Source organism: Streptomyces sp. NPDC059788, from assembly GCF_042732265.1.
Classification (GTDB): Bacteria; Actinomycetota; Actinomycetes; order Streptomycetales; family Streptomycetaceae; genus Streptomyces.
In genome coordinates this window covers 58097-78742 of record NZ_JBHWHY010000029.1, presented here as the reverse complement: position 1 = coordinate 78742, position 20646 = coordinate 58097, and the positions used below count along the sequence as shown (strand labels likewise).

The window sequence follows — 20646 nt, the reverse complement described above, 5'->3', positions numbered from 1 at the left end:
CGGCCGCCCATGCGGTCACCGCCTTTAAGCAGGGACCTAATAACCCTTCTGCGTAAGGCGGTTGGTCACAGTTCCTTGTCGAGTACCCGCCCGATGACGGCGGCGGCGGAGGTGTCGGTGAGCATCGCGCCATGGGTGGTGTCCACCGGGTGCTCGGTGATGCGCCCGCGCACGTACGGCTGCCAGGCCGCGGGCACCAGCCGCGCTTCGGCGTCCGCCGGATAGGTGATGCCGGGCGTCGGCCGGGTGGCGCGGAAGAAGACCAGGTCGCCGCTGAAGACGCCGGGGCTGAAGGTGCCCATGAGCCGGTTGTTGCTGACGTAGACGTTGATGCTGCGCACCAGGCCCTGTTCGCCGAGGCCGGCCAGCCGGTCGTTCTGCTGCCGCAGGTGCTCGGCGTACCGGGTGAGCACGGTGTCCCGGTCCTCGGCCAGCTCGGCCATGTCGAAGTCGAAGCCCTGCGCCAGCAGTGGGGCGATGATCTCGTGGTCGGCCCAGTCCGGCGCGGGCGCACCGGTGTCCGGCGGGAAGGTGTCCATGATGCCGAGCAGGCTCACCCGCTCGCCCTGCCGCTCCAGTTCGACGGCCATGGCGTGCGCGACCAGGCCGCCGAAGGACCAGCCCAGCAGCGCGTACGGCCCGGTGGGCTGCACGGTGCGCAGCTGCGCGACGTAGTCGACGGCGATCTCCGCGATCGACTCCGGCAGGCGGCCCGGGTCGGTCAGGCCGCGCGACTGGAGCCCGTAGACCGGCTGGTCCGGGTCGAGGTGGGTGAGCAGGCCGGCGAAGGACCAGCTGGTGCCGGAGCCGGAGTGCACGCAGAACAGCGGCGGACGGCTGCCCCCGGCGCGCAGCGGCAGCAGCTGGGCGAGCGGGTCGCGGGTGCTGTCGGAGCCGAGTTCGGCGGCCAGTCCGGCGACGGTCGGCGCCTCGAAGACGCTGCGTACGGAGATCTCGGCGCCGAGCGCGGCCCGTACCTTCGTGACGAGCTGGGTGGCCAGGAAGGAGTGGCCGCCGAGCCGGAAGAAGTCGTCGTGGATGCTGACGGCGGGGACGTCCAGCAGGTCGGCGAAGAGGTCGGCGAGGATCTTCTCCTGCGGGGTGCGGGGGTGTACGACGGTGTCCCGGCCCGCTTCGGGGGCGGGCAGGGCGCGGCGGTCGAGCTTGCCGTTGGCCGTCAGCGGCAGGGCGTCGAGCGTCACGAACGCGGCGGGCACCATGTAGTCGGGCAGGCCGCGCCGCAGGTGGGCGACGAGGTCCGGCTCGTCGGGCGCGCCGTGCTCGCCGGGCACCAGGTAGGCGACCAGGCGCTGGTCGCCGGGCCGGTCCTCGCGGGCCAGTACGGCGGCGTGCGCCACGCCGGGGTGGCGGGCGAGGGCCGCCGCGACCTCGTCGGGTTCGACGCGGAAGCCGCGGACCTTGACCTGGAAGTCGGCCCGGCCGGTGAAGCGGACGTCGTCGCGGCCGGGGCGGCGCACCAAGTCGCCGGTGCGGTACATCCGCTCGCCCGGCGCGCCGAACGGGTCGGCGACGAAGCGTTCCGCCGTCATGCCGGGGCGGCGCAGGTAGCCGCGTCCGAGGCCGGCTCCGGCGAGGTACAGCTCGCCGGTGCGGCCCGGCGCCACAGGGTGCAGCGCCTCGTCGAGCACGTACAGGCGGGCGTTGGCGACCGGTCCGCCCATCGAGGGCGCCGCGTCCCAGGCGCCGGGGTCGGCGGGCAGGACGCCGCCCGTCATGACGTGTGTCTCGGCGGGCCCGTACTGGTTGTGCAGCCTGCGTCCGGGGACGCGGGCGAAGAAGGCGCGGACCGCGTCGCCCGGCACCAGGGCCTCGCCCGCCTGTACGACGTCGCGCAGCGCGGGCAGGTCCAGGTCCTGTTCGGCGGCAGCGGTGGCGACGGCCTCGATGACGAGGTTCGGCGCGTACAGCTCCTGGACGCCGTGCCTGCCGAGCCAGGCGGCGAGCAGCCCGGCGTCGCGGCGGACGTTCTCGGGGCACTGGACCAGCGTCTTGCCGAAGGCCAGCGCGGAGAGGGTCTCCTGCGCGCTCACGTCGAAGCCGATGGGCGCGTACGACGCGGTGACGGTGCCCGCTCCTCCCAGCAGCGGGGCCTGCCAGTCGATCAGGTTGGCCAGGGCGCCGGCCCGCATGACCACGGGTTTGGGGTGGCCGGTGGAGCCGGAGGTGTAGACGACGTAGAGCGGGTGGCCGGGCAGCGGGGGCCGGAGCCGTTCGGTGTCGGTCAGGTCGGTGTCCGCGTGGCCGGCCAGCGCTTCCTGTACGGCGGGGTCGTCGAGCAGGACCAGCCGGTCCGGGCCGGCCGCGGCCGGGCCCCCGGCGCGGGTGGCGAGCACCACGGCCGGTTCGCAGTCGCGCAGGATGTACTCCCGCCGGTCCGCGGGGTGCGCGGGGTCGACGGGTACGTACGCGGCGCCCGTCTTGAGGACCGCCAGGACCGCGGTGACCTGGAGCGGGGAGCGCGGCAGGGCGAGGGCGACGTACGACTCGGGGCCGACGCCGCGCCCGGTGAGCAGGCGGGCCAGCCGGTTGGCGCGGGCGTTCAGCTCCGCGTAGGACAGCCGCTCCGTGTCCTGGGGCGTGCCGTCGTCGCCCACCCTTTCGTGCACCACGGCGGGTGCCTGCGGGTGCCGGGCCGCCTGTTCCTCGATCCGTCCGGGCAGGGCGCGCCAGGGCAGGTCGCGGGCGGTGTCGTTCCAGGTGTGCAGGACCTGGGCGCGTTCGGCGGCTTCCAGGACGTCGATCCGGCCCACCCGGGCGTCCGGGTCCTGTCCGACGAGGTCGAGGAGCCGCAGCAGGCTGTCGACGATCCACTGTGCGGTGTCCGGGTCGAACAGGTCCAGGGCGAATTCCAGCGAGGCCCGCATCCCGGCCGGTTCGCCTTCCGCGCCGCGGCGTTCGGCGAAGGAGAAGAGCAGGTCGAACTTGGCGGCGCCGACGGTGACCGGTTCGTCCGCCACGGTCAGGCCGGTGAGTTGGCCGTGCAGTTCGGCGGCGGCGCGCTGGTCGTTGTTGTTGAAGGACAGCTGGACCTGGAACAGCGGGTGGCGGGAGAGGGACCGTTCGGGGTTGAGGACCTCGACGAGCCGCTCGAAGGGCACGTCCTGGTGCGCGTACGCGGCCAGGTCGGTGTCGCGGACGCGGGCGATCAGCTCCTTGAAGGTGGGGCTGCCGGACACGTCGGTGCGCAGCACCAGTGTGTTGACGAAGAAGCCGACGAGTTCCCCGATGGCGTCGTCGGTACGGCCGGCGATCGGGGTGCCGATGGGGATGTCGGAGCCCGCTCCGAGCCGGGAGAGCAGCGCGGCGAGACCGGCCTGCACGACCATGAAGAGCGTCGAGCGGGTGTCGCGGGCCAGCCGGTCCAGTCCGGCGTGGGTGCGCTCGGGCACGTCGAAGACGAGCATTCCGCCGCGGTGGCCCGCCACCCGGGGGCGCGGCCGGTCGGCGGGCAGCCGCAGTTCCTCCGGCATTCCGGCCAGCTGTTCGCTCCAGTAGGCCAGCTGGCGGGTGATCAGCGACTCCGGGTCGTCCTCGGAGCCCAGCATCTCGCGCTGCCAGAGGGCGTAGTCGGCGTACTGGACGGCCAGTGGCTGGAACTGCGGGGCGCGCCCCTCGCAGCGGGCGGTGTAGGCCACGGTCAGGTCGCGCCGCAGCAGCGGCATGGACCAGCCGTCGGCCGCGATGTGGTGCAGGAGCAGCAGCAGGACGTGTTCGTGGTCGGACAGTGCGAACAGCCAGGCGCGTACGGGGGCGTCGGCGGTCAGGTCGAACCGGTGCTCCACGGCCGCGTCGAGCTGGTCCCGCAGCCGGTCCTCGGTGGCCTCGACGGTCTCCAGCTCGAAGGGCGCCGGCGGCAGCACCCGCTGGTACGGGCCGAAGTCGTCCTGCCCGAAGGCGGTGCGCAGCGGCTCGTGCCGGTCGCTGAGGTCGCCGAGCGCGGCGCGCAGGGCGTCCCGGTCCAGGCGGCCGGTCAGCCGCAGCGTGACCGGGAGGTTGTACGTCGGGTTGGCGCCCTCGACGCGGTTGAGGAACCACAGCCGCTGCTGCGCGAAGGACAGCGGTACGTGCTCGGGGCGCGGGGTGACGGCGCGGACGCCGGTGCGCCCGCCCGCCGACCGGTCCAGGACGGCGGACAGGCCCGCCACCGTCGGCGCCTCGAACAGTTCGCGGATGGCCAGCTCGGTACGGAGCGTGGAGCGGATGCGGCTGACCAGGCGGGTGGCCATCAGGGAGTTGCCGCCGAGGTCGAAGAGGCTGTCGTCGATGCCGACGCGGGCGACGCCGAGGACCTCGGCGAACAGGCCGCACAGGATCTCCTCGCGCGGGCCGCGGGGCCCGCGGCCCAGTACCGCCGAGTCCCAGTCGGGTTCGGGCAGCGCCTTGCGGTCGACCTTGCCGTTGGGCATCACGGGCAGCGCGCCGAGGGTGACGAACGCGGTGGGCACCATGTAGCCGGGCAGCGCCATGGCGGCGTGCCCGCGCAGATCCTCCGCCGCGGGGCCGTCGGGCCCGGCCTGCGCGGCCGGCACGACGTACGCCACCAGGCGCTTCTCGCCGGCCCCGTCGAGGCGGGCGGCGACCACGCTCTGGCCGACCGCGGGGTGCCGGCCGAGGACCGCCTCGATCTCGCCCGGTTCGACGCGGAAGCCGCGGATCTTGACCTGCTGGTCGGCGCGGCCGGTGAACTCCAGGGCGCCGCCGGGGCCGCGGCGCACCAGGTCTCCGGTGCGGTACATCCGGGCGCCGGGCGGCCCGAACGGGTCGGCGACGAACCGTTCGGCGGTGGCGGCGGAGCGGCCCGCGTAGCCCCGGGCCAGGCCCGCGCCCGCGACGTACAGTTCGCCGGGCACCCCGTCCGGTACGGGCAGCAGGCCGCCGCCCAGGACGTACAGCCGGGTGTTGTCCATGGGCCCGCCGATCGGCACCGCGGAGCCCAGGGCGTCCGGGTCGGTGACCGCGTGGTGGGTGGCGTTCATGGTGATCTCGGTCGGGCCGTACAGGTTGGTGACGGTCAGGTCCGGGCAGTGCCGCAGGACCCGGCGGAACGCCTCAGCGGAGGCCGCGTCGCCGCCGGTGGTGACCTCCCGCATCCCGGCGAAGGCCTCCGGGCGTTCCTCGGCGAGCAGGTTGAACAGCGCGGTGGTCAGCAGCGCGCCGGTCACCCCGTGTTCCCTGATCACCCGTTCCACGGTGGCGACGTCGGGCCCGCCGGGCGGTACGACCACGATCCGGTGACCGGCCAGCAGGGGTATCCACAGTTCGTAGGTGGAGGCGTCGAAGGCGGTGGTGGCGTTCATCAGGACCCGCTCGTGCGCCCCGGTGTGCCAGCGGGCGTCGAAGGCCAACTCGGCGACGCCGCGCTGGGTGACGCCGACGCCCTTGGGCCGCCCGGTGGAGCCGGAGGTGAACATCACGTACGCCAGCTGGTCGGCGTGCACGGGCACGTCGGGCGCGGTGGCGGGCAGCCCGTCGAAGGAGCCGTCGTCCACGACGACGGTCCGCAGGCCCAGGTCGTCGGCGCGCGCCGCCGACGCGCGGTCGGTGACGACCACCTCGGCGCCGGCCTCCGCGACGGCCTGGCGCATCCGTTCCGTCGGCCAGGTGTCGTGCAGCGGCACGTAGTGGCCGCCCGCCTTGAGGATGCCGAGTACGGTGACCGGCACCTGCGCCGAGCGCTCCAGCACCATCGCGACCGGCGACTCCGGCCCCACGCCCCGCTCGGCCAGGCGGTGGGCGAGCCGGCTGGAGCGGGCGTCGAGGTCGGCGTAGGTGAGGGTGAGGCCGTCCGAGACCACCGCGGGGGCGTCCGGCGCGTGTTCGGCCCTGTCGCGGAAGAGGCGGGCCAGCCCGGCGTCGGGCACGGGCCGTTCGGCGCCGGTCAGGGCGTGCGGCAGCTGCCCGCCCGCGGGTTCGCTCGCCGCGGTGATCCCGGCGACGGGGGTGTCCGGCGCGGCGGCCACCGCCTCCAGGGCCCGTACCACCCGGTCCATGACGGCCCGCGCCGCGGCCTCGTCGTACAGGTCGGGGCGGTGGTCCAGGCGCAGCCAGATGCGGTCGCCGGGCGCGCCGATCAGCGACAGCGGGTAGTGGTTGGCGTCCTGGCTGTCGACCCGGGTGACTTTGAGGGCGGCGGCCGAGGCGCCGCCACCGCCACCGCCGCTGGGGTAGTTCTCGAAGACCGTCAGGGTGTCGAACAGGGCGCCGCGGATGCCGGACCCGGCGACCTTGTGGATGTCCGACAGGCCCATGTGGTGGTGGGCCAGCAGCGCGGTCTGGCTCTCCTGGAGGCGGTGCAGGAACCCGGACATCGGCTCGGCGGGCCGCAGGTCGGCGCGCATCGGCACGGTGTTGATGAACAGGCCGATCATGGACTCGACGCCGTCGATCTCGGACGGCCGCCCGGAGACCGTCACCCCGCACACCACGTCGTCGCGGCCGGTCAGCCGGGACAGCACCAGGGCCCACACGCCCTGCAGGACGGTGCCCATGGTCAGCCCGCGGTCCCGGGCCCATCCGGTGAGCGCGGTGGTGGTCCGCTCGGACAGCTTGACGTTGATCTGGCCGGGCACCATCGAGACCTGCCCGGCGTCGGGCGCGACGAGGGTGGGCCCGTCGAGGCCGGCCAGCGCGGCGCGCCAGGCGGCCTCGGCGGCGGCGCGGTCCTGGCCGTTGAGCCAGGCCAGGTAGTCGCGGTAGGGCCGCACGGTGGGCAGCCCGGTGGTGTCGCCCCGGCTCTTGTAGAGGGCGAACAGCTCCCGCCACAGCACCGGCAGCGACCAGCCGTCGAGCAGGACGTGGTGGAACGTCAGGATCAGCCGGTGCTGCCGGGCGTCGAGCCGGACGAGGGTGAAGCGCATCAGCGGTGGCCGGGTGAGGTCGATGCGGCGGGCCCGGTCCTCGGCGACGACGCGGTCCGCTTCGGCGGCCCGGCCGTCCTCCGGCAGGTCCGTGAGGTCCACGTCGTGCCAGGGCACCGGCACCTCGCGGTACACGATCTGCAGCGGGCGGCTGACGCCCTGGTAGCGGAACCCGGCGCGCAGGTTCGCGTGGCGGCGCAGCAGCCCGGCGGCCGCGGCCCGCAGCGCCGCCGGGTCCAGCGGTCCTTCCAGGTCCACCACGAGCTGGACCGCGTAGAGGTCCGGTGCCGTCTCGTCGTAGACGCTGTGGAAGAAGATGCCCTCCTGCAGCGGTGACAGCGGCAGGATCTCTTCCAACCCCGACTGACTCATTACGGCGTCCTCCACTCGTCTTCCAGCAGATCGATTTCGCTCTGGCTCACCTGCACCAGCGCCATGTCCGACGGGGTGTGGCCGCCCGTCTCCGGCCGCCGGGCGTGCTCCACGAGCGCCCCCAGCGCCCGGAACCACGCGTCGGCGATACGGCGTACCTCGTCCTGGGAGAGCACTTCGCGCGCGTACAGCCAGTTCGCCACCAGTTCGGGTCCGCGCGCGCCGTCGCGGGTGACCGCGGCGAGGTCGAGGGCGTGCGGCAGGCGCATCAGCGGGTGCTGGCCGCCGGCCGCGCCGAGGTCGGCGAGCACCGAGAAGTCGGTGGCCGGCCCGGTGGTGTCGGTCTCGGCGAACCGGCCCAGGTAGTTGAAGCCGATCTGGGGGCCGGGGTGCGCGGCGAGCCGCGGTCCGGTGCGGGGGTTGAGGTAGCGCAGCGCCCCGTAGCCCAGACCGCTGTCCGGTACGGCGTTGAGCTGGTCCTTGATCCGTTTGAGGACCCGGCCGGCGGCGGGCCCGCCGGACAGGGCCTCGGCGCGGTCGTACACGCCGGGGTCCAGCAGCACCGGGTACATGTTCGTGAACCACCCGACGGTGCGGGAGAGTTCGGAGCCCGGCAGGGCCTCCTCCTCGCGGCCGTGGCCTTCGAGGTCGACGAGCACCCCGGACGGGGCCGTGCCGCGCACCTCGGCGACGGCCAGGGCCAGCGCGGTGAGCAGCACCTCGTTGACGCCGGTGTGGAAGGTGTCCGGCACCGTCGTCAGCACGGCCTCGGTGATATCGGCGGGCAGGGTCCGCTCCAGGAGCGCGGCCCGGGTGTTGACGTCCCGGCCGTGGTCGAGCGCGCGGCGGCCCAGCAGCGGTTCCGTGCGGCTCACCACGTTCTCCCAGTACAGGAGTTGCGCCTCGCGGTCGGCTTCCAGGGCCCAGTCGGCCAGGCGGGTGGCCCAGCGCCGTACGGAGGTGCCGGCGGGCTGGAGCGCGGGGGTCTCCCCGGCGGTGACCGCCTGCCAGGCCTCTTCGATGTCGGGCAGCAGGATGCGCCAGGAGACGCCGTCCACGGCGAGGTGGTGGACGCTGAGGAAGATCCGGCCCGGCCCTTCGGTGCCGCGGTCGAACCATACGGCCTGGACGAGGCGTCCCTCGCGCAGCGAGAGCCGGTCGCGGGCGTCGTCGGCGTGCTGGGCCATCAGCTTGTGGAAGGCGTCCGTCTCCAGGCCGCGGCAGTCGACGTGCAGGACCGCGTCCTCGGCGCGCACGGTCCCCGGCGCGGTCACCTCCAGCTGCCAGTGCCGTCCGGTGTCCGGTCCTTCGGCGGGTGTGCCGGGCCCGGCGTGCAGCCGCATCCGTAGCGCGTCGTGGTGGTCCAGCAGCGTCTGGACGGTGGCCGCCAGCCGGTCCCGGTCGCAGCCGGCGGGGGCCTGGAGCATCCGCCACTGGTGCAGTCCGTCGACCGGGCCGCCGAGTTCGGCGAACCAGTGCACGATCGGTGTCAGCGGTACGGCTCCGATGCCGGCGCCCGCCTCCTCCGCGGCCTCGTCGGCGGCGTCGGTGGCGATCAGGGCGAGGGCGGCCGGTGTCTTGTGCTCGAACACGTCCTTGGCGGAGATCACCAGGCCCTTGCGGCGGGCCCGGCTGGCGAGCTGGATGGACATGATGCTGTCGCCGCCCAGCGCGAAGAACTCGTCGTCGATGCCGACGGCCGGCAGCCCCAGGATCTCCGCGTACAGCTCGCAGATGTGGCGTTCGCGCGCGTCGCGCGGCCCGCGGCCCGGCGTGCCGGTGCCCAGGTCCGGTACGGGCAGGGCGCGCCGGTCGACCTTGCCGTTCGGGGTGAGCGGGAACGCGTCCAGGACGACCAGGGCCGCGGGCACCATGTAGTCGGGCAGGTGCCCGGCGAGGTGGGCGCGCAGTTCCCCGGTGTCGGCGCCGGACGCCGCGGCCACCAGGTAGGCCACCAGCTTCCGGTCGCCGGGCCGGTCCTCGCGGACCGTCACCAGGGCCTGGGCGACCGAGGGGTGCCGGCTGAGCACCGCCTCGATCTCGCCGGGCTCGACGCGGAAGCCGCGGATCTTGACCTGCTCGTCGGCCCGGCCCGCGAACACCACCGTGCCGGCGCCGGTCCAGCGCACCAGGTCGCCGGTGCGGTACATCCGTTCGCCCGGCGCGCCGAACGGGTCGGCCACGAAGCGTTCGGCGCTCAGGCCGGGCCGGTGCAGATAGCCGCGGGCCACCGAGCCGCCTGCGAGGTACGCCTCGCCGGGCACGCCCGGGGGCACCGGGTTCAGGGCGCCGTCCAGGACGTACAGGCGGTCGTTGGCGATCGGCCCGCCGGCGTCGGGGGTGTCCCGGCCGGTCAGCGGGGCGCTCATGGTGGTCAGTACGGTCGACTCGGTGGCGCCGTAGACGTTGACGACGCGCACGTCCGCGTCGTGCCAGCGGCGGGCCAGTTCGGCGGGGAAGGACTCGCCGCCCATCAGGACGCCGCGCAGCGTGCGGGCCCGCCCGGGGTCGAGGGTGGCCAGCAGCGTCGGCGGGACGGCCATGTGCGTGACCCGGCGTTCGGTGATCAGCTCGGCGAGTTCGTCGCCGCCCACGTGGCCGGTGGCCGGGCCGAGGACCATGGTGGCACCGGTCAGCAGGGTCATCACGAAGTCGCCTACGGCGGCGTCGAAGTTGGGCGAGACCAGTTGCAGGACGCGGCTGGTGGCGTCCAGGGCGAACCGGTCGGCGTGTGCCGCCGCGAGGGAGGCGATACCGGTGTGCGGGACGACGACGCCCTTGGGGCGGCCGGTGGAGCCGCTGGTGTAGATGGCGTAGGCGGCGCTGTCGAGGCGCAGTGGGGCGGTGCGGTCGTGGTCCGCCGGGTCGTGGGCGGGCCGGGCGGCGATCGCGGCGCGCACGCCGGGGTCGTCGAGCAGCAGCCGCGGCGTCCCGGCCGCGGGCAGCGCGCCGGCGGCCCCGGCGGTGGTGACGATGAGCGCGGGCCGGGCCTGCTCCAGCATGTACGCGATCCGGTCGGCCGGGTAGTTGGGGTCGACGGGCAGGTAGGCCGCGCCGGACTTGAGCAGGGCGACCAGCGCCACGATCAGCTCGTCGGTGCGGGGCAGCGCGAGGGCCACGAACTGCTCGGGGCCGACGCCGGCGGCGACGAGGTGGTGGGCCAGCCGGTTGGCCCGGTCGTTCAGTTCCGCGAAGGAGACCGCGGTGCCCTGGAAGTCGACGGCCGTGCCCTGCGGGGTGCGCGCGGCCTGCGCCTCGAAGAGCCGCGGCCAGGTGAGCCGCGGCACGTCGAGCGCCGTGGCGTTCCACCGTTCCAGGATCTGGTGGCGCTCCCCCGCGTCCAGGATGTCGAGGCGGCCGACGGGGGTGCCGGGCCGGGCCGCCACGGCGGCCAGCAGGCGTACGTACCGGTCGGCGAGGGCCCGTACCGTACCGGCGTCGAACAGGTCGGCGCTGTACTCGACGGAGCAGTACATGCCGCCGGGCCCGTCCGGGCCGCCGGGCAGTTCGCCGAAGCCGAAGAGCAGGTCGAAGTTGGCGGTGCCGGTGCCGACGGGGTGGCCGGTCACCGTCAGGCCGTGGTCGCCCGCGGTGCGGGAGGCCACCCGGTCGGTGTTGTTGAGGGAGAGCACGACCTGGAACAGCGGGTGCCGGGCCAGGGTGCGTTCCGGGCTGAGGGTGTCCACCAGCCGTTCGAACGGTACGTCCTGGTGGGCGTAGGCGGTGAGCACCGTCTCCCGTACGCGGCCGAGCAGTTCGGCGAAGGTGGGGCTGCCGGACACGTCGGTGCGCAGGACCAGGGTGTTGACGAAGAAGCCCACGAGGTCGTCGAGCGCGTCGTCGGTGCGCCCGGCGACCGGCGAGCCGATCGGGATGTCCTCACCGGCGCCCAGCCGGTGCAGCAGCGTCGCCAGGGCCGCCTGGAGCACCATGAACACACTGGCGTTGTGCTCCTTGGCCAGGTCGCGCAGCCTCCCGTGCAGACCGGCGGGGATGTCGATGTCGAACCGGTCGCCGGTGTACGTGGGTGCCGCGGGCCGGGGGCGGTCGGTGGGCAGTGCCAGTTCCTCCGGCAGTCCGGCCAGCGCCTCGGTCCAGTGGGCCAGCTGGGCGCTGACCGCGCTGTCCGGGTCGTCCTCCGAGCCGAGCAGTTCGCGCTGCCACAGTGTGTAGTCGGCGTAACTGACAGGCAGTGGCGCCCAGTCGGGTGCCGTACCGCCGCGCCGGGCGAGGTAGGCCCGCGTCAGGTCGCCGGCCAGCAGCGGGACGGACCAGCCGTCGGCGGCGATGTGGTGCATCAGGAACAGCAGGACGTGGTCCTCCTCTCCGGCCGCGAAGAGGTGGACGCGCACCGGGGGTTCGGGCCGCGCCAGGTCGAAGGGGTGCCGGGCGGCCTCGGTGACCCGGTCGTCCAGCTCCGCCGCGGTGACGGGCACCACGGTGAGGTCCACGCGGGCCGCGCCGGGGTCCAGCACACGCTGGTACGGGCCTTCGGCGTCCTCGCCGAAGACGGTGCGCAGCGGCTCGTGGCGGATGGCCACGTCCCGGACGGCGGCGGCGAGGGCCGCGCGGTCCAGCGGTCCGGACAGCCGCAGCGACAGCGGCATGTTGTAGCCCGCACTGGCGCCCTCGAAGCGGTTGAGGAACCACAGGCGGCGCTGCCCGTAGGACAGCGGAACCCGTGCGGGGCGCGGCCCGGAGGTGATCCGGGCGCGGGTGGCGGTGTCCCGGCCGAGGGCCGCGGCCTGCCCCGCCGGGGTGGGCGTCTCGAACAGCGAGCGGATGCTCACCTCCGTACCGAGGACCGAGCGGATGCGGCTGACGAGCCGGGTGGCCAGCAGCGAATGTCCGCCGAGGTCGAAGAAGCCGTCGTCGGCGCCCACTTCGGGCACGCCGAGGACCTCGGCGAACAGGCCGCACAGGATCTCCTCCTGCGGGGTGCGCGGCGCGCGCCCGGTGCCGCCGGTGCCGCCCGCCGCGTAGTCGGGCGCGGGCAGCGCCGCCCGGTCCAGCTTGCCGTTCGGGGTGAGCGGCAGTGCGTCCAGGAGGACGAAGGCGGCGGGCACGAGGTGGCCCGGGAGCCGTTCGGCGAGGTACGCGCGAAGGCCGGCGGGGGTGGGGGCCGCGCCGTCGGCGGGCACGGCGTAGGCGACCAGCCTGCGGTCGCCGGGCCGGTCCTCGCGCAGCAGCACCTCGGCCCGGTCGACGCCGGGGTGGCCGGCGACCGCGGCCGCCACCTCGCCCGGCTCGACGCGGAAGCCGCGGACCTTGACCTGGTCGTCGGCGCGGCCCAGGAATTCCAGGTTGCCGTCGGCGCGCCACCGCACCAGGTCGCCGGTGCGGTACATCCGCTCCCCCGGCGCGCCGAACGGGCAGGCGACGAAGCGCTCCGCGGTCAGGCCGGGGCGGTGCAGGTAGCCGCGGGCCAGCCCGGCGCCCGCGATGTACAGCTCGCCGCCGACGCCGGGGGCGGCCGGGTGCAGTCCGGTGTCGAGCACGTACAGGGCGGTGCCGGCGACCGGGCCGCCGATGTGCGGTGCCTCGTCCTCGGCCAGCGGGCGGCTCATCGCCGCGGTGACGGTGGCCTCGGTCGGCCCGTACGCGTCGATCACCCGGCGTCCGCCGCGGGTCCAGCGCCGGGCCAGGTCCGGGGTGAACGCCTCGCCGCCGGTCATCACGGCCCGTACGGTCGGCGCGCGGTCCTCGGGCACGGTGGCCAGGACCGACGGGGGCAGCAGGACGTGGGTGGCGGCCGACTTGGTCAGCAGTTCGGCGAGTTCCTCACCGGCGACGGGCCCGTCGGCGGGTCCGAGCACCAGCGTCGCCCCGGCGGCCAGGGTCTGGGTCACGTCGGCGACGGCGGCGTCGAAGCTGAGCGACATCAGCTGCATGGCGCGGCTGTCGCCGTCCAGCGCGAACGTATCGAGGTGGCTGCGGATCAGGGAGTGCAGGCCGCGGTGGGTGACGGCCACGCCCTTGGGGCGGCCGGTGGAGCCGGAGGTGTAGATGACGTACGCGGTGTGGGAGGGGTGCAGGGGGGCCGTGCGGTCGGCGTCGGTGAGGTCGGTGTCCGGCAGGGCGGCGAGGGTGTCCCGCACCGCCGCGTCGCCCAGGTCCACGGTCCGGCCGTCCACGGTCCGTTCGTCCACAGCGCCGGTGACCCGGTCGCGGGTCCCGGGCTCGGTCAGGACGAGCGCCGGGCGGGCGTCGCCGAGCATGTAGGCGATGCGGTCGGCCGGGTAATGCGGGTCCACGGGAACCCACGCGGCCCCGGTCTTGACCACGGCGAGCATGGCCACCACCCAGTCGGCCGAGCGGGGCAGGGCGAGCGCGACCAGCTGTTCGGGGCCGGCGCCGCGAGCGGCGAGCAGGCGGGCCAGCCGGTTGGCTCGGGCGTTGAGTTCGGCGTAGGAGAGCCGGTGTCCGGCGCTTTCCACGGCGGTGCTGTCCGGGGTCCGCGCGGCCTGTTCCTCGATCATCGAGGGCAGGGTGCGGGCGGGCAGCGCGGGCGCGGTGGCGGCCCATTCACCGAGGACTCGGCGCCGTTCGTCCGCGTCCAGGATGCCGGCGTGCGCGACGGGGCGGCCGGGGTCGGCGGAGACCGCGTCCAGCAGGCGTACGTAGCGTTCGGCCAGCCGGTGTGCGGTGGCCGGGTCGAAGAGGTCGGTGCTGTATTCGAGGACGCCGTGCAGGCCGCCGTGTTCCGCGTCGTGGCGCTCGTGGAGGGCGAAGGCGAGGTCGACCTTGGCGGTGGCGGTGCCGACGGCGTACGGGGTGATGGCCGTCCCGGGCAGCGTCATGGCGCCGGCGGCGGCCGGCTGCGCGGTGTTGTTGAGGGCCAGCGCGACCTGGAACAGCGGGTGGCGGGCCAGTGACCGCTGCGGGGCCAGTGCCTCCACGAGCCGTTCGAAGGGCACGTCCTGGTGGGCGTAGGCGGCGAGGTCGGTCTCCCGTACGCGGGCGACCAGTTCGGTGAAGGTGGGGGTGCCGGACGTGTCGGTGCGCAGCACGAGGGTGTTGACGAACAGCCCGGCCACGTCGCCGAGCGCGTCGTCGGTGCGGCCGGCGACGGGGGCGCCCACCGGGATGTCGGTGCCCGCGCCGAGCCGCGTCAGCAGCGCGGCCAGGCCCGCCTGGAGCACCATGAACAGGCTGGCGCGGGACTGCCGCGCCACGTCGCGCAGCCGTCCGTACAGCTCGGCCGGGATCGTGAAGCCGGCCAAGGCGCCTTCGTGCGTGGGCCGCGTGGGGCGGGGCCGGTCGGCGGGCAGCGCGAGTTCCTGCGGAGTGCCGTCGAGCGTGCGCCGCCAGTGGTCGAGCTGGCGGCTGACGGTGCTGTCCGGGTCGTCCTCGGAGCCCAGGACGGCCCGCTGCCACAGGGTGAAGTCGGCGTACTGCACGGCGGGGGCCGGCCAGGCGGGGGCGTGGCCCGCGCGCCGGGCCGCGTAGGCGGTGCCGACGTCGCGCCCGAGGACGGGCATCGACCAGCCGTCGCCCGCGATGTGGTGCAGCACCACGACGAGGACGTGGTCCTCGGGTGTGATCGCGAAGAGGTGTGCGCGTACGGGCAGTTCGCGGGCGATGTCGAAGGGAATCCGGGCGGCCTCGGCGGCGAGGTCCGCCACGTCGTCCTCGGCCGCGGCCGTGACGCGCAGCTCGGGGACGGCGTCCGCCAGCAGGACCTGGTGCGGTCCTTCGGCGTCCTCGGCGTAGACGGTGCGCAGCGACTCGTGCCGGGCCACGGTGTCCGCCAGTGCCGCGCGGAGCGCGTGCACGTCCAGGGGTCCGGCGATGCGCATGCCGGCCGCGATGTTGTACGTGGCGCTCGGGCCCTGGAGGCGTTCGAGGAACCACAGGCGCTGCTGGGCGAAGGACAGCGGCACCCGGGCGGGCCGGGGCACGACGGCGGTGACCGGCGTACGGGCTCCCGCGGCGTCCGCCAGGAGCGCGGCGAGCGCCGCGACGGTGGGTGCCTCGAAGACCTGCCGGACCGCGACCTCGACGGCGAGGGTGGCGCGGATGCGGCCGGCCAGCCGGGTGGCCAGCAGCGAGTGGCCGCCGAGCGCGAAGAAGTCGTCGTCGATGGTGACCTCGGGGACACCCAGCACCTCGGCGTAGACCTGGCACAGGATCTCCTCCTGCGGGGAGCGCGGCGCCCGGCCGGTGCCGTCGCCGTCCGTGCCGGGGGCGGGCGCGGGCAGTGCCCGGCGGTCCAGTTTGCCGTTGGGGGTCAGCGGCAGCGCGTCCAGCGCGACGACCGCCGACGGCACCATGTAGTCGGGCAGCGCGTCCCTGGCGTATGCGCGCAGGGCCGCGGTGTCGAGCGCGGCGCCGTCCGCGGGCACCGCGTACGCCACCAGGCGGCGGTCGCCCGGGGTGTCCTCGCGGACGGTCACGGCGGCGCCCGCGACGTCCGGGTGGCGCAGCAGCAGGGCCCGTACCTCGCCCGGTTCGATGCGGAAGCCGCGGATCTTGACCTGGTCGTCGGCCCGGCCGCGGTAGTCCAGTTCGCCGTCGCCGTTCCACCGTGCGAGGTCGCCGGTGCGGTACATCCGCTCCCCCGGCGCCCCGAACGGGCAGGCCACGAACCGCTGCGCGGTCAGCGCCGGACGGTCCCAGTAGCCGCGGGCCAGCCCGGCGCCCGCGATGTACAGCTCGCCCACGACGCCCGGCGGCACCGGCCGCAGGCCGCTGTCGAGGACGTAGGCACGGGTGTTGGTGACCGGCCGGCCGATCGGCGCGGCCTCCGGCCAGGCGCCCGGGTCGCCGTCCATGGTGCGGGCGGTGACCACGTGTGTCTCGGTCGGCCCGTAGTGGTTGTGCAGGGTGCTGTGCGGGCGGCGGGCGTGGAAGTGCTGGACGGCGCCGCGCGGGGTCAGCGCCTCGCCCGCCTGGGCGACGTGGCGCAGTGCGGGCAGCCGCAGTCCCTGCTCGTCGGCGGCGCGGCAGACGGCGTCCACGACCAGGTTCGGTGCGTACAGCTCCTGTACGGCGTGCCGTTCCAGCCAGGCGGCCAGCGCGTCGGGGTCGCGGCGTACGTCGTCGGGGCAGATCGCCAGGGTGCCGCCGTGCAGCAGCGCGGAGAGCATTTCCTGTGCGCAGACGTCGAAGCCGACGGCGGTGAACTGGGCGGTGACGGAGCCGGGGCCGCCGGGCACCGCGTCCGCGTGCCAGGCCAGCAGGTTGACCAGGGCACCGGCCGGCATCACGACGGCCTTGGGGCGGCCGGTGGAGCCGGAGGTGTAGATGACGTACGCGGGGTGGTGCGGCGAGAGGGGGGCGGTGCGTTCGGCGTCGGTGAGGTCGGCGCCGGAGAGCGCGGCCAGGTCCGGCAGGTCCGTGTCGTCGGTGTCGAGCACCAGGGCGGGGCGGCTGTCCTGGAGGATGAAGGCGACGCGCTCTTCGGGCTGCCGGGGGTCGACGGGCAGCCAGGCGGCGCCGGTCTTCAGGACGGCGAGCAGCGCCACCGGCCAGGCGGCGGAGCGCGGCAGGGCGATGGCCACCCGCTGTTCGGGGCCTGCGCCGCGGGCGACGAGGCGGCGGGCGAGCCGGTTGGCGCGGATGTTCAGTTCGCCGTAGGTGAGGACGGTGTCCCCGTCGATGACGCCCGGTGCCGTGGGGCGCAGCGCCGCCTGCTGCTCGAACAGCGCGGGCAGGGTGGTGGCGGGCAGGTCGCGCGCGGTGTCGTTCCAGCCTGTCAGGACCTGGTGCCGCTCGTCGGGGCCCATGACGTCCAGGGCGTGCACGTCCTGGTGCGGGTCGGTGGTGACGGCCGTCATCAGCCGCAGCAGCCGGGTGGTGAGCGCGGCGGCGGTGGCGTGGTCGAAGAGGTCGGCGCTGTATTCCAGCGCCGCGTCGACGCCCAGTGGCGCGCCGTCGGTGCCGCGTCGCTCGGTGAAGGAGAACAGCAGGTCGAAGCGGGCGACGCCGGTGTGCACCGGCTGGGGGGCGGCGGTGAGGCCGGGGAGGCCGGGCGGGGTCTGCTGCCGTATCGCGTTGTCCAGGACCAGCAGGACCTGGAAGAGCGGGTGGCGGGACGGCGAGCGTTGCGGGTTGAGGTCCTCGACGAGCCGTTCGAAGGGCACGTCCTGGTGGGCGTAGGCGGCGAGGTCGGTCTCCCGTACCCGCTCGACGAGCTGGGCGAAGGTGGGGGTGCCCGTCAGGTCGGTGCGCAGCACGAGCGTGTTGACGAACAGGCCGACGAGGTCTTCCACGGCCTCGTCCGCGCGTCCGGCGACGGGGCTGCCGAGGGGGATGTCCCGTCCGGCGCCGAGCCGGGAGAGCAGGGCGGCCAGGGCCGACTGGAGCACCATGAACAGGCTGGAGCGCGTCTCGCGGGCGAGCCCGGCCAGGGCCGCGTGGAGGCCGGCGGGGACGGTGAAGTCGATCCGGCCGCCCTGGTGCGAGGGCGTGGCGGGGCGGGGCCGGTCGGCCGGCAGGGCGATCTCCTCCGGCAGCTCCGCCAAAGCGGCGCGCCAGTAGGCCAGTTGCTCGCCGAGGGGCGATTCGGGGTCCCCGGCCGCGCCGAGGACGTCGCGCTGCCAGAGTGTGTGGTCGGCGTACTGCACGGGCAGCGGGCGCCAGTCGGGCCGCTGCCCGGCGCCGCGGGCTGTGTAGGCACGGGCGAGGTCACGGGAGACGACCGGCAGCGACCAGCCGTCGGCCGCGATGTGGTGCACGAGGAGCAGCAGGACGTGCTCTTCGGGCGCGACGGCGAACAGCCAGGCGCGCACCGGCACCTCGGCGGACAGGTCGAAGGCGTGCGCGGCCGCTTCGGACAGGGCCGCGTCCAGGCCGTCCCCGGTCACTTCGACAACGTCGGGCTCCAGCACGGCGTCGTCCAGGACCACCTGGTACGAGCCGTCCTCGTCCTCGGCGAAGACGGTGCGCAGCGGCTCGTGGCGGGCCACCAGGTCCGCGAGCGCGGCCCGCAGCGCCGCCCGGTCCAGGCGGCCCGATAGGCGCAGCGCGAGCGGCATGTTGTAGGTGGCGCTCGGGCCTTCGTAGCGGTTGAGGAACCACAGGCGCTGCTGGGCGTACGACAGGGGCAGCCGCTCGGGCCGGGGCCCGGCGGTCACGCCGCGGCGGGCGTGTCCCGCGCCGTCGAGCAGTGCGGCCAGCCGGGCGACGGTGGGCGCCTCGAACAGTCCGCGGACGGCCAGTTCGGCGCCGAGCGCGCTGCGGACGCGGGCGGCCAGCCGGGTGGCCAGCAGGGAGTGGCCGCCGAGGGCGAAGAAGTCGTCGTCTATGGAGACCTCGGGGACGCCCAGTACGTCGGCGAACAGTTCGCACAGGATCTCTTCGCGGGGTCCGCGCGGGGCGCGTCCGCCGCTGCCCGTGCCGTGCTCGGGCGCGGGCAGGGCCTTGCGGTCCAGTTTGCCGTTCGGGGTCAGCGGCAGCGCGTCGAGCGTGACGTACGCGGCGGGCACCATGTACTCGGGCAGGGCGGCGGCAACGTGGTCGCGCAGTACGGCGGGTGACGGGGCGACGGCGTCGGCGGGCACCGTGTAGGCCACCAGCCGCCGGTCCCCCGGCCGGTCCTCGCGGACCACGACGGCGGCCCGCGCGACGTCCGGGCGGCCGGCCAGCACGGCTTCGATCTCGCCGGGTTCGATACGGAAGCCGCGCAGCTTGACCTGGTCGTCGGCGCGCCCGAGGAACTGGAGGGTGCCGTCGGCGGTCCACCGGACGAGGTCGCCGGTGCGGTACATCCGGCCGCCCGGGTCGTGGTGGGCGGCGGCGTAGGGGTCCGCGACGAACCGTTCGGCGGTCAGGCCGTGGCGGCCGAGGTAGCCGCGGGTCACACCCGCGCCCGCGATGTGGAGTTCGCCTGCCACGCCGGGCGGCACCGGGCGCAGGGCGCGGTCGAGGACGTACGTACGGGTGTTGGCGACCGGACGGCCGATGACGGGCGTGCCGGCGGTGTTCCCGGCGATCTCGGCGGCGGTGGACCAGATGGTGGTCTCGGTGGGGCCGTAGAGGTTGGTGACCGACGCGGCGTGCGCGTGCAGCGTCGCGGCCAGGGCGGCGGGCAGTGGCTCGCCGCCGGTGAGCACCCGGATGCCGCGCAGGAAGCCGGGCTCGCCGTCGGAGACCAAGGCGTGCCAGAGGCTGGGGGTGGCCTGCATGACGGTGGCGCCGTCGGCGGCGAGGGCGCGCAGCGCGGCCGGGTCGCGTACGGTGTCGCGGCCGGCGAGCACGACGGTGGCGCCGCGCAGCAGCGGACCGAAGATCTCCAGTCCGGCGATGTCGAAGCCGAGGGTGGTCACGGCGAGCAGCCGGTCGGCGGGGCCGAGGGCGAGCCGGTCGCCCATGTCGTGCAGGAAGTTGAGCAGGGCGCCGCGCAGTACGACCACGCCCTTGGGCCGGCCGGTGGAGCCGGAGGTGTAGATGACGTACGCCGGGTGCTGTGGCGCGCTGGGCGCCGTGCGGTCGCTGTCGGCCGGGTTGTCCGCGGGCTGCCGGGCGAGCGTGTCCCGGGCCTGCGGGGTGTCGAGGAGCAGCGCGGGGCCCGGGTGCGGGAGGCGGGCGCCGGTGGTGGTGAGGGTGAGTGCGGGCGCCGCCTCCTGGACCATCAGGGCGAGCCGGTCGGCGGGGTGGTCGAGGTCGAGCGGCAGGTAGGCCGCGCCGGTCTTGAGGACGGCGAGCAGCGCCACGGTGAGCTGTCCGGTGCGGGGCAGTGCGAGGGCGACGTACCGTTCGGGGCCGCAGCCCTGCGTGATCAGGTGGTGGGCCAGCCGGTTGGCGGCGGTGTTCAGTTCGGCGTACGTCATGCTGCCGCCGTCGTGTTCGACGGCGACCGCGTGCGGGGTGCGGGCGGCCTGTGCCTCGAACAGGTCGGTGACCGAGGCGGCGGGCAGCGCGGTCGCGGTGGCGTTCCAGGTGGTCAGGACGCGTGCGCGTTCGTCAGCGTCGAGCAGGCCGAGGTCGCGCAGGGGCGTGTCGGGGGCGGTGGCGGCCGCGTCCAGGACGCGGGTCAGGCGCGCGGCGAGGGTCTCGGCCGTGGCGCGGTCGAAGAGGTCGGTGCTGAACTCCAGGCTCAGGGACACGCCTTCGGGGCTGCCGTCCTCGGTGTGGCGTTCCCGGAGGGTGAGGTAGAGGTCGAACTGCGCGGTGCCGGTGTCGGCGCGCACGGGGGCCGTGGTGAGGCCGGGCAGCCGGACCGGTTCGCCGTTGCCGTCCTGGGCGGCGGCCAGCATGACCTGGAACAGCGGGTGGCGGGCCAGCGAGCGTTCCGGGTTCAGTTCCTCGACCAGCCGCTCGAAGGGCACGTCCTGGTGGGCGTAGGCGGCGAGGTCGGTCTCCCGTACGCGGGCGAGCAGTTCGGTGAAGGTGGGGTCGCCGGAGACGTCCGTACGCAGCACCAGCGTGTTGATGAAGAGCCCGGACACCTGCT

General features: G+C 74.9%; 2 protein-coding genes (1 of these 2 running past the window's edge). Both read right to left on the bottom strand.

Features of this window, described 5'->3' with window-relative positions; all coding sequences use genetic code 11:
• Window positions 1-65: 65 nt before the first annotated feature.
• The gene (locus ACFV57_RS24910) at window positions 66-7250 is read right to left on the bottom strand and encodes an amino acid adenylation domain-containing protein (protein WP_385236353.1); all 7185 of its coding nucleotides are present in this window, start codon (window positions 7248-7250) and stop codon (window positions 66-68) included.
• Window positions 7250-20646: the 3' portion of a non-ribosomal peptide synthase/polyketide synthase gene (locus ACFV57_RS24905; RefSeq protein WP_385236350.1), read on the bottom strand. 4012 nt of this gene lie beyond the right edge of the window; 13397 of the gene's 17409 nt are visible here — the last part of the coding sequence; the start codon falls outside the window, past its right edge; it ends in the stop codon at window positions 7250-7252. Before ACFV57_RS24905 ends, ACFV57_RS24910 begins: the two co-directional genes overlap by 1 nt.